The 14,403-nt window shown below is 66.0% G+C and carries 8 protein-coding genes; 2 read left to right on the forward strand and 6 right to left on the reverse strand.

Features of this window, described 5'->3' with window-relative positions; translation table 11 throughout:
- Positions 1-1,017 (reverse strand): phytase, encoded by a 1,017-nt coding sequence (locus BM244_RS12050; RefSeq protein WP_175518209.1) that lies wholly within the window; start codon positions 1,015-1,017, stop codon positions 1-3.
- A gap of 5 nt (positions 1,018-1,022) precedes the next feature.
- Positions 1,023-4,115: a TonB-dependent receptor gene (locus tag BM244_RS12055; protein WP_175518191.1), complete on the reverse strand. Its 3,093-nt coding sequence runs from the start codon at positions 4,113-4,115 to the stop codon at positions 1,023-1,025.
- 264 nt (positions 4,116-4,379) lie between these two features.
- Between BM244_RS12055 and BM244_RS12060 the strand changes: the two genes are divergently transcribed.
- A complete protein-coding gene (locus tag BM244_RS12060) occupies positions 4,380-6,962 on the forward strand; it encodes a TonB-dependent receptor (protein ID WP_093399204.1) in 2,583 nt (860 codons plus the stop codon).
- 62 nt (positions 6,963-7,024) lie between these two features.
- Here BM244_RS12060 and BM244_RS12065 read toward each other — a convergent pair whose 3' ends face one another.
- The 3 genes from BM244_RS12065 to BM244_RS12075 form a co-directional block, all read right to left on the reverse strand.
- Positions 7,025-8,362: a sensor histidine kinase gene (locus tag BM244_RS12065; RefSeq protein WP_093399547.1), complete on the reverse strand. Its 1,338-nt coding sequence runs from the start codon at positions 8,360-8,362 to the stop codon at positions 7,025-7,027.
- Positions 8,362-9,042 carry a response regulator transcription factor gene (locus tag BM244_RS12070; protein ID WP_175518192.1) on the reverse strand — a complete coding sequence of 227 codons (681 nt, stop codon included), beginning with the start codon at positions 9,040-9,042 and terminating at the stop codon, positions 8,362-8,364. The genes BM244_RS12065 and BM244_RS12070 overlap by 1 nt, the downstream gene beginning before the upstream one ends.
- A 63-nt stretch (positions 9,043-9,105) precedes the next feature.
- The gene (locus BM244_RS12075) at positions 9,106-10,083 is read right to left on the reverse strand and encodes a quinone oxidoreductase family protein (RefSeq protein ID WP_093399205.1); all 978 of its coding nucleotides are present in this window, start codon (positions 10,081-10,083) and stop codon (positions 9,106-9,108) included.
- Positions 10,084-10,189: 106 nt separating this feature from the next.
- Between BM244_RS12075 and BM244_RS12080 the strand changes: the two genes are divergently transcribed.
- Positions 10,190-11,650 carry an aldehyde dehydrogenase family protein gene (locus BM244_RS12080; protein WP_093399206.1) on the forward strand — a complete coding sequence of 487 codons (1,461 nt, stop codon included), beginning with the start codon at positions 10,190-10,192 and terminating at the stop codon, positions 11,648-11,650.
- Between the two features lie 33 nt (positions 11,651-11,683).
- Here BM244_RS12080 and metH read toward each other — a convergent pair whose 3' ends face one another.
- Entirely contained in the window at positions 11,684-14,374 is a 2,691-nt protein-coding gene (gene metH, locus BM244_RS12085) for a methionine synthase (RefSeq protein WP_254784419.1), read from the reverse strand.
- Positions 14,375-14,403: the final 29 nt, after the last annotated feature.

Here is a 14,403-nt window from a genome sequence, read left to right on the forward strand (position 1 = left end):
TCAGCGTAACTTCAGCGCGCGCTTCACGCTCGCCCAGCTGACATACTTGAAGTTTTGTGTGGCCGGTGCGTTGTCGCCGTCTTGAGCGACGAACAGGCCCTGAGGGTAGGCGGGGCCGAAGTTGCCGAGCATCAGCTCGATCCCGTCGGTATCGCTGGTACCGTCAATCGCGCCCCCGCCGATGCGGAAGCGACCGGCATAGGTGACGCCCGGCAGGCGGTAGAGCGTGTAGGCGTTGTCGCCCTGGCTCGACACGACGAGATAGCCGCCGTTCCTGCCCGACGGGGCGAGCGCGAGCCCTTCCGCGTCGGCGACCAGCGTCTTGCCGTCGACCTTGGCGATCGCAGTTGCGGTGACCGGCGCGGATGGGTCTGCGTCGAAGCGCCAGAGGCCGACATCTTCCTCGGCGACGTAGAGCTGCCCGGTGCGATCATCGACGACGCAGCCTTCGGACTGGGTGCCGAGTTTCATCGAGCGGACCGTCGTGACCTTGGGCGATGCGCCGGACAGGTCGATCGCGACCTGGTCGATGCGGCCGTCCTTCAACACGACGAAGCCGAACAGCGCGTGGTCGCGCGCGCGGGTCCAGAGGCACATGCCGTAGGCCTCGCCCGGACCGACCGGGAAGCGGCCGAGGGGCACGAGCTTCGCCGCCGCCGTGTCGAGCGTGAACAGCGAGACATGTGCGGTGGCGATGTCGGCCCGGTCGCTGGCAGCGGCGATCACGCGCGTCCCCAGATCGCGCAAGTCGACGTTGTTGAGCCGCGCGGCCGGGGTGAAGCTCAGGCGCTTGCCCGTCAGGCTGTAGACGTGGATTCCCGCCTTCTTGTCGGTGCCGATGACGAGGCTCTTCGCCAGATCGCCCGCGTCGCGCCAGATCGCGGGATCGTCCGCGGCATCGGCGGCGGTGTCGACCGGGTCGGTCTCGGCGGTCGCGGCGACCATCGGCGCCTCGACCGCCACCGGGGTCGAGGTCGTTGCACATCCCGCCAGCAATATCGCGATGAAGGGCAGCATGCGCATCAGAACGTCACCCGTACGCCGCCGGTGTAGCGCCGGCCGAACGTCTCATGCTCGATCGTGTACGCCGACGATCCGACATAGCGACGGCCCGGCCCGTTCAGCAGATTGGCGAAATCGCCGTAGATCTCGACATTGCCGTTGATCGCATAGCGTACCGACGCGTCGAGCTCGTTGTCCTTGGCCCAGTAGAAATCGCCGCCATCGACACCGCGGACGGTGCCGCCGACGTCCGCCACGGAGCCGATCGCGTCGAGCCACGCCGACCGGTTCTGGTACGAGACACGCGCGGAGAAGCCGTATTTCTCGTAATAGCCGATCAGATTGTAGATCGCGTCGGATGCACCCGGCAGTGGCACTTTGCGCGACGGGATGCCTGCGCTGGCAGGTGTATCGGCGCGGCTCTTGTTGATCGTCGCGTTGAGCTGGACCCCGAAGCCCCCCATCCAGTCCGGCAGCCCGAGGTCGGCGGTGAAGGGGTCGAGCTGCTGCTGGATCGCGCCCTCGATCCCCATGATGTAGCCTTTGCCGCCGTTGACGATCGTCGAGTAGAGATAGCCCGACCGATCGACGCCGCCAGTGTTCAGCGTCGCCCGCCCGAAGGTTTCGGTCGAGTCGAACAACACGTCGGTGACGTGCTTGTAATAGGCGCCGATCGAGATGAAGCCGCGCGGCATGGTGTAATATTCGACGTAGAGATCGGCGCCCTTGGCCTTTTCGGGCTTGGCATCGGGATTGCCGCCGGAGATCGTCGCGTCGGCATCGTTATAGCTCAGGTTCGGGCGCAGCTGGTCGTAATCGGGGCGTGCCGCGCCGGTATTGAACGACAGCCGCGCCTTCATCCGATCGTTGACGTCCCAGTTGAAGTGGAGGCTGGGATAGACGAGCGTCTGGCTGGACTTCAACTCGACAGGGGTCGCCACGCTGGTCGCCGCATTGATCGAGAAGGCGCGAGCGTCGTTGCGGATGTGCTCGACGCGGGCACCGCCGATGATGCTGCCCCAGCCGGTGGTGGTGGTCGCCATCGCATAGGCCGAATAGACCTTCTCGCCGACTTCGTAATAATTGGCGTCGACCGCCTTGTAGCTGCTCACGGTCTTGGCCTTGTCGACCAGCGCCAGGATCTTGTCCTCGTCGAAATACTGGAAGGTGTAACCGAGCGGGATCTCGCCCTGGAAACCGCCGGTGGTCGCGATCGCCGAATAGGCGGTGGGAATACCGGCGGCGGCGAACTGCGCCGCGGTGGTCAGTTCGAGCAGATATTCGTTCGCGGTCTTGGTCCGGTCATCGTAGCGGACGCCGGCGGCGAACACGGTCGACGCGCCGAACAGCGATGCCTCGCGGCTGATGTCGAGCTTGGCGGTATAGGCCTCGGTCACGTCCTTGGCCTTGAGCGACCGCAACCGGCTCAGCGTGCGCGGGAAATCCTCGATCGAGGTTACCTGTGCGCCACGCGACAACGTGCCGTCGGCATTGCGGATCGTGCGGTACAGCTGGACCTTGGCGAGCTGTGGATCGGTCAGGTCATAGCCCACGGTCAGGCGGTTGGCGGCGTTCGCGCCGTTGGTGCCGAACGACGGGCTGTCGTAGTTGAGCTGTGCGGGCTGCGAGCGATCGTCGATCGAGCGCGTGAAATTGCCGCGCCACGCGACCTTCCACTCGCCGAGTTCATGATCGCCGCCGACCGTGTTGGTGAACACCGACTGCTTGTAGCGGCGTACCGTGAAGTTCGAGTTGAGATCGACGCCGTACACCGTGCCGAGCAGCGGCGTGTTGCCGGTGCAGACATCGGCATAGCCGGTCGTGCCCGATGCCGGCCGCGAATTGACCGTACACGCTGCGCTGCCGGTCGGGGTGCGCGACTGCTGGTCGTCGAGATCGAAGATGTAGTTGTTGCGAAGCTCGTGATCCTCGAACGCCGAATAGATCGTTTCCGCGAACAGCTTGTGCCCGGGGGCCGGGCGCCAGTCGAGCCGCGTCGACAGCGAGTAGTTCTTGCGCGTCAGGCGGTAGAGCTTGTTCTCGGTCTCGCGGGCCCAGTTGCGCGTCTCGTAGCCGGGACGCTTGTCTTCCTTGACCGCCTCGAAGTCGGTCTCGAAATTGTCGGTGACCATGCCGCGTCGATACAGGCTGGCGGACGAGACGATCCCGAACTCGCCGATCCCGGTGTCGATCCGGTCGGAGACGACGAGCGAGCCCTCATATTCGGTCTTCTTGCCGAGCTCGACATGGCCGAGGCCGCCCTTGGCCTGCACCTTCATGCCCGGATAGTCGAACGCCGAGCGGGTGATGATGTCGACGTTGCCCGCGATCGTCTCGCCGGTCATGTCGGGCGTGACGGCCTTGCGCACGATGATCTGCGAGGCGATCGCCGACGGGATCGAATCGAAGCGAGCATCGCGGCCCTCAGGGCTGACGACGTTGATGCCGTCGATCGACAAGGTGGTCCAGTTGATCGGCGCACCGCGCAACGTGATGTAGCGCGCCTGGCCCTGGTCGCGCTGGACGCCGACGCCGGGAAGACGGCTGACCGCCTGCGCGACGTTCTGGTCGGGCAGGCGACCGATCGAATCCGACGCGATGACCGAGACCAGCGACGGGCTGGTGCGCTGGATCTGGAGCGCTGCGGCTTCGGATTCCGCGATCGGGCGCGAGCCGGAAACGACGATCTCGCCGCCCTCCCCTGCGCCCTCCCCTGCCGTCGCACCAACGGCGGTAGTCATCGCCACGTCGAGCGCGACGGCAGCGTCGGCGACCGTCACGGTCCGGCGCGCGTCGGGAAAGCCGACATAGCGGACCACGATCTCGTGCGTTCCCGCGGGGACGCCGAGCAGCGTGAACCGTCCGGTCCGATCGACGACCGTGGACAGGTCCAGCGCCGGGATCGAGACCGACGCGCCGTCGAGATACTCGCCACTGCCGACCTGCGACACGTTGCCGGTGATCGATCCGGCCGCACGCGGCGCGCCGGCCGGGGCGGCGGCGTTGGGACGCGCGTGTGCGCTCGCGACGGTCAACGAGGTCAGCGCGGAGCCGGCGAGCAGCGCATGCGCAAGGACGCGACCGCGAACGCGGTTCGACAAGTTCGATTTCATGGTATTCCCCCGGCTGGTCCCGGCTTCTTCAGCCGGCTTGGGAGGCGCGGTAGCGGTCCCGCATGGCATCAACGTTACGTCCACATGACAACCACATGACAGCGGCGTCATCTCGGGACACATCGCGTACGCGCGGGAAACAACCTGCATTAAACCAACGTTAAAATTACCGGACACGCGATTCTTATATTCGTAACGGACGTGCCACGACCGCCGCCTATCGCGCCCTTCAAGGCAAACACTGCCGAAAAAGGGAAACTCCAGATGTTGAACTCAGCAAGCCTGCGCTTGCGGCTGCTGGCCGGCGCCGCCCTGACGCTCGCGATGACGTCGCCAGTCTATGCCGCCACGCCAACCGCCGCCAAGGATCCTGCGCCCGTTGCGGCAGCGGATCCGGCCGCCGTCGATCCTGCTGCCCCGGCAGCGGCCGACCCCGCCGACCAGACCGGTCTTGGTGAGATCGTCGTCACCGCGACCAAGCGCGAGACCAACCTGCAGAAGACGCCGATCGCGATCAGCGTGCTGACCGCCGCCGCGCTGACCGACCGCCACGTCCAGAGCCTGTACGACCTCGCCGACGGTACGGTGCCCAGCCTGCGCATCGCCACGTTCGAGGCACGCCAGTCCGCGCTCACCATCGGTATCCGCGGAATCGTGCCGCTCGACGCCAACCAGCCCGCACGCGAGCAGGGCGTCGGCATCTATATCGACGGCGTGTATCTCGGCCGCCAGCACGGCCTGAACGCCGCGCTGTTCGACATCGAGCGTGTCGAAGTCCTCAAGGGTCCGCAGGGAACGCTGTTCGGCCGCAACACCGAAGGCGGTGCGCTCAGCCTCGTCAGCCGCGCCCCCAGCGGCAAGCTCGAAGGCCGCGCCGAGGGCGGCATCGCCAATTACGGCGGCTATAACGGCGACTTCCACCTCGACCTGCCCAAGTTCGCCGGCTTCAGCATCAAGCTGGACGGCGTGCTGCAGCATCAGGACGCGACGACGAAGAATCCGTACGAGGGTGCGGCCGGCTTCAACTATTACGATCGTCAGGGCGGCCGCGCCGCCGTGCGCTGGCAGCCGACCAGCACCATCACCGACGATTTCGCGTATGATGTCGCCAGGGACAAGAACACCCCGTTCTACAGCCAGCTGCTGAACGCCAACCCCAATGGCTGCGCGAACGGCGCGGTTACCGCATCCACCACCTGCGTGCTGCCGAGCGTCAACTACACTTCGCTCACCGGCGGTCCGGTCAAGGCGCTGCTGCCGGGCGTGGTCGTCAACGGCGACAGCCGCATGAAGACCGCCGATATCGGCGTGCCGCAGCAGGTCAGCGTCGACAAGACGCACGGCTTCACCAATTCGCTGAAATGGAATCTCGGCTCCGAACTCGAACTGCGTTCGATCACCGCATGGCGCGGCGTCGACGTGGAGCAATACGACAATAGCGGCGGTGCGCATCGCCCGCCGCTGGTCAACCTGACCGCCAACTGCACCGCGGCCGCGCCGTGTGCCTTCAGCCGCTACAGCCTCGCCGACCTGCGCCAGCGCCAATTCAGCCAGGAATTCCAGGCGGTCGGCACGATCGGCTCCGTCGACTACGTCGCGGGTCTGTATTACTTCAACGAGCATGTCAGCGACGATGCCGCGACGCCGAGCTCGCTCGGCGCAGTGGCGACCTTGACCAACGGCGTCGTGACCGGCGCGAACATCGTGTCGATCCCGTTCTGCACCGGCAACACGCCCGCCTTCGTCGGCACTGCGGTCAACGGCTGCTCGATCGATCGCGCGTCGGAAGTCTGGTCGAAGAGCTATGCTGCCTATGCACAAGCGACCTGGAACGCGACCGACGTGCTGCACCTCACCGTCGGCGGTCGCTACACCAAGGACAAGAAGCGCGGCGTCCTGCATTACTTCAACAATCTGAACTACGACACCGCCACCCCGGCACAGCTCGCGGCCAACGGCTACACCCCGCTGGACAAGACCTGGAACCGGTTCAATCCGATGGTCACGCTGGCCTACGACCTGAACGACGACACGCACGTCTATGCGAAATACTCGACCGGCTATCGCGCCGGTGGCGCCAGCTCGCGGACGCCGAACTATCTCGCGTTCGAGCCCGAGGATCTGAAGTCGTATGAAGTCGGCCTGAAGAAGGATTTCTGGCAGCATCGGGCGCGCCTGAACCTTGCCGGCTACATCATGGACCGGAAGAACAGCCAGGAAGACGTCAGCTTCATCACCTTTGCGAACAGCGCCAACGTCAACGTGCTGCGCGTCGTCAATGCGCCGGGCATCACCAAGATCCGCGGCATCGAGGCGGACCTGACGGTCGCACCGGTGGAAGGCCTGACGCTCAACGCGTCCTATGCCTATACCTACACCAAGATACCGCCGGTTCCGGTCAGCTTCACGGTGGGCGCCAACACGTCGACGGTGATGCAGCAGTTCTACATCCCGTTCACGCCGCGCAACGCGGCCAGCGGTTCGGCCGACTATGCGATCCCCGTCGGCGGCGGCGACACCAAGCTGAAGTTCCACATCGACGGCAATTATTCGCAGGCGACCCAGGCGTTCGACCAGTTCGCAATCAAGGCGGACGCGTCGTTCCTGGTCAACGGCCGCATCGCACTGGCCAATGTCCGGGTCGGCTCGGCCTCCGACGTGACCTTCTCGGTATGGGCGCGCAACCTGTTCAACGAGCAGTATATTTTCCGCGTCGACCCGTCGAACAGCCTGCCGGGCGCACCGTCGAGCAGCCTGACGACGGGCTCGATCGCCAACGTGCTGGGCGATTACGGCAACTTCAACGCGCCGCGCACCTACGGGATGGACGTATCGGTCAAGTTCTGACCGGTACGACTGCGGCGACGACGGACCCGGGCAGGCGCCTCGCCTGTCCGGGTTTCGTCGTTTCAGCGTATCGGCAAGGTGACGACGACGCGCAGACCGGGTGCGGCATCTTCCAGCAGGATCGTACCGCGGTGAAGCCGGGTGATCGCCTCGACCAGCGCCAGGCCCAGGCCCTGTCCCCCGTCGTGACGGCTCGCATCAAGCCGGCCGAACCGCCGCAGTGCTAGTTTGCGCTGGTCGGCAGGGATCCCGGGACCGGTATCGGTCACCACCAGTATCGCCATGGCGGCGGTCGCGCCGACCTCGATCGTCATCTGCGTGCCGACCGGGGTATGGCGGACTGCGTTCTCGATCAGGTTCACGAGCATCTGGCCGAGCAACTGCCGATCGCCGACGATCCCGGCCGGAGCGGCGGTATCGAGAACCAGCGTTCGACCACTATCGGCGACCACCGGCTGCATCATCGTCGCGATCTCGTCGGCCAGCGCCGCCAGATCGAGCGCCGCGAACGCCGCGCGGCGATCGCCACCTTCGACCTCGGCAATCCGGAGCATCGCCGCGAACATCTCGAGCAGGTCGTCGCTCATCGCGATCGCGGTTTCGAGACCGGCTCGCTGCGCGTCCGTCTCGGCCCGCCGGAGCGTCAGCGCGAGTTGGCTCCTCAGCCGGGCGAGCGGCGTCCTGAGATCGTGCGCGATGTCGTTGGAGACGTTGCTGATGCTCGCCATCAGATCCGAGATCCGGTCGAGCATCCGGTTGAACGCCATCGCCTGCTGCGCGAACTCCCCGCCCGATCGATCGATCGGCACACGCCGCGCCATGTCGCCGTCAATGATCGCATCGACCGTACGACGTGTCTCGCCGATCCGCCGCCCGATCGTGACGACGAAGAAGATCATGCCACCGACCACGATCAGCACGATCGAGCCGAACCCGATCAGATATATCCGCGCGCGCGCCGCGTTGTAATCGTCGAACGGCTCGGTTTCGGCGATCGTCGCCAGCGTCATGCCGTGGCCGACATCGCGGACCAGCGCGCGACCTGCCGAAAGGCCCGCGATCCTGTCCTTCAGCGCGACCGTCGAGACCCCGATCGGCAGGCGGCGCGGCAGCACGATGTTGCCACCCAGGCGACGTCCGTCCGCATCGAGCAACAGCAAGCCGATGTCGCCGGTATCGCGCTGCCGGGTCGCCGCATTGATCCGGCGAACGAGTTCCTCGGGGCTGCGATCGGCGAACGCTCCGGCGACTTCCTCGCTGACGGCCTGGATGCGACGGTCGACCAGCCGTTCGATCGTCTGTTGCGTCGCCGTGTGGATCGCGAACCCGGTCCCGATCGTCGCGACGAGAAACGCCAGCAGGAACGCCAGCGTCAGCGCGCGCAGCGACCGGAAGCGCATCATCCGCGCAACAGGTAGCCGACGCCGCGGACCGTCAGGATCGGGTCCTCGCCCCCCGCCGCGGTCAGTTTCACGCGGAGGTGGCGGACATAGACGTCGACGATGTTGGTGGTCGGCGCGAAATCATACCCCCAGACGCGCTCGATCAGCATAGCGCGGGTCAGCACCGCATCGGCATTGGCGACGAACTCGGCGAGCAGCTTGAACTCCAGCTTGCCGAGATCGAGCGCGATGCCGTCGCGCCACGCGCGGAACTTGGTCGGGCTGACGGTGATGTCGCCGGCGCGGATCGTATCGGCGCTGCCGCCGGTCCAGCCTCGCCCGCGCACGACGGCCGCCAGGCGCGCGTCGAGTTCGGCCGCGTCGATCGGCTTGACGACATAATCGTCCGCACCGGCCTGCAATCCCTCGACTTTCTCGACCGAGCGGCCGAGCGCGGTGAGCATGATCACCGGCAGGGTCATGTTGCCGCCGCGCAACCGTTCGAGCACCGACATGCCGTCGACCTTGGGCAGCATCCGATCGAGCACCACCGCGTCGAAGGGTTCGCTGTCGACCGCCGCCAGCGCATCGCGACCGTTCGGCGCCACGGTGATCCGGTGCCCGAATCCCCGCAACTCCTCCGCCATGCCCTGTGCGAACACGGCATCGTCCTCGACCAGCAGCACGTTCAGGCTCATCGTCTTCTCGCCGAAAGGGGGCGTTCGCCGTACCGCGATTCGTCCCCAACGCAAACCGCCGGCTTATTCGGGCAGCAACAGCGTGCTGCCCCAGGTGTTGCCGCTTTCGACCGCGCGGTGCGCGTCGGCGGCATCTTCTAGCGCGAAGGTCTGCCCGATCTCGGGCGTGATCGCGCCGCTGTCGAGCATTTCGAACAGTCGGGCGATGCCGGCCTGTTTCTCCTCCGGCGTCACGTAGTAATCGAACAGCGTCGGCCGCGTCACGAACAGCGAGCCCTTCCGCGCGAGGACGCCGATGTTGACGCCGTCGACCACACCGCCCGCATTGCCGTAGCTGACGATCAGGCCACGCTTGGCCGCGCTGTCGAGCGACGCCTCCCAAGTCGCGCCACCGACGCCATCGAGAACCACTGGCACGCCCTTGCCGTCGGTGATCTCGCGGACGCGCTTGGCGATGTCCTCAGACTTGTGGAGGATGACGTGATCCGCGCCGGCCTTGCGGGTGCGTGCGGCCTTGTCCTCGCTGCCGACGCTGGCGATGACGGTCGCGCCGATCGCCTTCAGCCAGCCGACCAGGATATGGCCGACGCCGCCCGCCGCCGCGTGGACGAGCACGGTCTGGCCCGACTGCACCTTGGCGCAGCGCTCTACCAGGAACTCGGCGGTGGTGCCCTTAAGCAGGATCGCCGCGGCGGTGCGGTCGTCGAGCGTGTCGGGGAGTTTGAAGAGCTGGCTTGCGGGGACGTTGCGCTCGGTCGCATAAGCGCCACGTGATGGACCGAAGATGCCGACGCGGTCACCGGGTGCGAAGTCGTCGACGCCCTCGCCGACCGCCATCACCACGCCCGCCGCCTCGCTGCCGAGACCCGAGGGCAGGTCAATCGGGTACACGCCGCTGCGGTGATAGGTGTCGATATAGTTCAGCCCGACCGCGGTGTTGCGCATCCAGACCTCGCCCTTGCCCGGCGGCGGCAATTGGACGTCGTGCCACTGGATGACCTCCGGGCCGCCGGTCTTCTCGATGAATGCCACTCTCGCCATGCCGGCCTCCTGATGAATTTCCCGGTCAACCTACGGCATGCGTTTCGGGTTGCAACCGATCTCCGGCGAGCCCATTCCTTGGCGAGACAAGATGCGGAGAGGCACGATGAAAAGCTATTTGCAGCAGTATATTGACGGCGCGTGGGTCGAGAGCGAGGGCGGCACCGTCTATCAGGTGATCGACCCGTCGACCGAGCAACCCTGCACCGAAATCACGCTGGGCACCGCCGCCGACGTCGACAAGGCCGTGGCTGCGGCGCGCGTCGCGTTCGAAAGCTGGAGCCAGACCAGCGTGCAGGAACGCCTCGATGTGCTCGGCCGGATCATGACCGAGTACAAGGCGCGGATGCCCGATCTGGCGAAGGCGATGTCGCAGGAGATGGGCGCACCGATGGCGCTCGCCTCGATGGCGCAGGCGCCCACGGGGCTCGCGCATTTCTCGGCGACCGCAAAGGCGCTGGCGGGGTTCGCATTCTCCGAGACGATCGGCAAGGCGACCGTCGTGCACGAGCCGCTCGGCGTCGTCGCGATGATCACGCCGTGGAACTGGCCGTTGAACCAGATCTGCGCGAAGGTCGCCCCTGCCCTGGCGGCGGGCGACACGATGATCCTGAAGCCGTCCGAGGAGGCGCCATCGTGCGCGGTGATCCTGGCGGAGATCATGGATGCGGCGGGGGTGCCGGCGGGGGTGTTCAACCTCGTCAATGGCGACGGTCCGGGCGTCGGTGCGGCGCTGTGCGCGCACCGCGACGTCGACATGGTGAGTTTCACCGGCTCGACGCGGGCGGGCATCGCGGTCGCCTTGGCCGCAGCACCGACCGTCAAGCGGGTGCATCAGGAGCTTGGCGGCAAGGCGGCGAACCTCGTGCTGGAAGGCTCCGATCTTGCCGCCGTGCTGCCGCCGACCGTGGCGGGGGTGCTCGCCAATTCGGGGCAGAGCTGCATCGCGCCGACGCGCCTACTGGTGCATGCTAGCCAGGTGGCCGAGGCGACTGCGATCGTGAAGTCGATGATGGAGCAGACCAAGGTCGGCGATCCCGCCGAGATGGGCCAGCACATCGGCCCGGTCGTCAACAAGGCGCAGTTCGACAAGATCCAGGGGCTGATCCAGTCGGCGATCGACGAAGGCGCGACGCTGGTGACCGGCGGCGTCGGGCGTCCGGACGGGCGTAATGCGGGGTATTACATCCAGCCGACGCTGTTCACCGACGTGCGCCCGGACATGCGGATCGCGCAGGAGGAGACGTTCGGTCCGGTCGCGACGATCACGTCGTATGCCGATCAGGACGAAGGCATCCGCATCGCCAACGCCACTGAATACGGCCTGTCGGCGACGATCTCGGGCGATCCGGCGGCGGCGGCGAAGGTCGCACCGAAATTGCGCGCGGGGCTGGTGACGATCAACTCGTGGAGCCCGGACATCGGCGCGCCATTCGGGGGGTACAAGCAATCGGGCAACGGTCGTGAGAACGGGCGCTATGGCCTGACCGACTTCATGGAGGTGAAGACGATCACCGGCCTGCCGGGTGACGTGCGCGAAGGGAAACCGGCCGAAGCTGGGGCCTGAACCTCTATCTCCCTCTCCCAATGGGAGAGGGAGTTAGTCGAGGTTGGGGCGAAGCCAGCGTTCGGCGGTCTTCAAGTCCGCGCCGCGTCGTGCGGCGTAATCCTCGAGCTGGTCTCGGCCGACGCGGGCTACGCCGAAATACTCGGCCTGCGGGTGGCCGAAATAGAACCCCGAGACCGCCGCGGTCGGGAACATCGCGAAGCTCTCGGTCAGTTCCAGTCCGGTCGCGGTCTCCGCGTCGAGCAGGTCGAACAGGATCGGCTTGAGGCTATGGTCCGGGCAGGCGGGGTAGCCCGGTGCGGGCCGGATGCCGCGATATTGTTCCTTGATCATCGCTTCGTTGGTGAGTTGCTCGTCGGGCGCATAGCCCCACAGGTCGGTGCGGACGTGCTTGTGGAGGCGTTCGGCGAAGGCCTCGGCGAAGCGGTCGGCGAGTGCCTTCAGCAGGATGTCGTTGTAATCGTCGTTGTCCGCCTTGAAGCGCGCGATGTGGTCGTCGATCCCGTGGATGCCGACCGCGAACCCGCCGAACCAGTCGTCCTGCGTGTCGACGAAATCGGCGAGACACATGTTCGCGCGGCCCTCGCGCTTGGCGATCTGCTGGCGGAGCATCGGGAGGCGCACCTCTTCTTCTGCCCCCTTCCCGCTTGCGGGAAGGGTCGGGGAAGGGCCTTCTTGTGCGGCACGCCCCTCCCCTGACCCCTCCCGCAAGCGGGAGGGCAAAAGAACCACATCATCGCCTTCGCGGCGCGCCGGCCACAGCCCCGCGACTCCCCGCGGAGTCAGCCACTTCTCCGCGACGATCGTATCGAGCATAGCCTGCGCATCCGCATACAGCGAACTCGCGCTCTCGCCGACCACCTCATCAGTTAGGATCGCCGGGAAATTCCCCGCCAGCTCCCACGCGCGAAAGAATGGCGTCCAGTCGATATAGTCGCGCAGGTCCGACAGGTCCCAGTCCGCGAACACATGCACGCCGGGCTTCACCGGCGCAGGCGGCTTCATCGCGAAGTCCGCGACGAACCCTCTCGCGCGAGCCGTCTCCAGCGGCAAAAGCTCGCTCTGCCCCTTGTTCGCGCGCGAGATCCGCACAGCCTCATATTCGTCAGCGGTCTTCGTCACGAACTCGTCACGGATCGTGTCCGACACCAGCGTCGACGCAACGCCCACCGCACGGCTCGCATCGAGCACATGCACCACCGGGCCATCATAGGCCGGCGCAATTCGCAGCGCGGTATGCACCTTCGAGGTCGTGGCGCCGCCGATCAGCAGCGGCATCGTCATGCCCGCCCGCTTCATCTCCTCGGCGACCGTCACCATCTCGTCGAGCGACGGCGTGATCAGCCCGCTCAGACCGATCATGTCCGCATCGTTCTCGTTCGCAGACTCGAGAATCTTCGACCACGGCACCATGACGCCCAGATCGACCACGTCGAAGCCGTTGCACTGGAGCACCACGCCGACGATGTTCTTGCCGATGTCATGCACGTCGCCCTTGACGGTCGCCATGATGATCTTGCCCTTGCCCCGCGCACCGGGCTCCTTCATCGCCTCGATATACGGCAGCAGATGCGCGACCGCCTTCTTCATCACGCGCGCCGACTTGACGACCTGTGGCAGGAACATCTTGCCCGATCCGAACAGGTCGCCGACCACGTTCATGCCGTCCATCAGCGGGCCTTCGATCACCTCGATCGGGCGGCCGTTGTTGCCGTCGATGATCAGTCGCGCCTCTTCGGTATCCTCGACGACGTGCAGGTCGATGCCCTTGACCAACGCATATTCGAGCCGCTTGTTGACGCTTAGCGAACGCCATTCCGCCGCCGCCTTCTCCGCGACCACGTCGGTGCCGCGATAGCGTTCGGCGAGCGCGACGAGGCGGTCGCCCGCTTCCGGATCCTTGTTGAGCACGACATCCTCGACCGCCTGACGCAGTTCGGGATCGATGTCGTCATAGATGTCGAGCTGGCCGGCGTTGACGATCGCCATGTCCATGCCGGCGGGGATCGCGTAGTACAGGAACACGCTGTGCATCGCGCGACGCACGGGCTCGTTGCCGCGGAACGAGAAGCTGAAGTTCGAGAGCCCGCCCGAGATATGGACGTGCGGGCAGCGCGCCTTGATCTCCTTGCACGCCTCGATGAAGTCGACACCGTAGTTGTTGTGCTCCTCGATCCCCGTCGCGACCGCGAAGACGTTGGGATCGAAGATGATGTCCTCGGGTGGGAAGCCGATCCCGACGAGCAGCTTGTACGCGCGCTCGCAGATCTCGACTTTCCGCTCCTTGGTGTCCGCCTGTCCAACCTCGTCGAACGCCATCACGACGACGGCGGCGCCGTACGCCATGCACTTGCGGGCTTGCGCGAGGAACTGCTCCTCGCCTTCTTTCATGCTGATCGAATTGACGATCGGCTTGCCGCTGACGCACTTCAAGCCCGCCTCGATTACGCTCCATTTCGAGCTGTCGACCATGAACGGGATGCGCGCGATGTCGGGTTCGGCGGCGATCAGCTTCAGGAACGTCGTCATCGCGTGATGCGCGTCGAGCAGCCCCTCGTCCATGTTGACGTCGAGCACCTGCGCGCCGCTCTCGACCTGCTGGCGCGCGACCTCGACCGCGGCGGGATAATCGCCCGCCATGATCAGCTTCTTGAAGCGCGCCGAGCCGGTGACGTTGGTGCGCTCGCCGATGTTGACGAAACTGGTGGAGGAGGAGGTTGTCATGATCTTCTTTCCTCCCCTCCCGCTTGCGG

This window comes from Sphingomonas sp. OK281 (assembly GCF_900115295.1).
Classification (GTDB): domain Bacteria; phylum Pseudomonadota; class Alphaproteobacteria; order Sphingomonadales; family Sphingomonadaceae; genus Sphingomonas.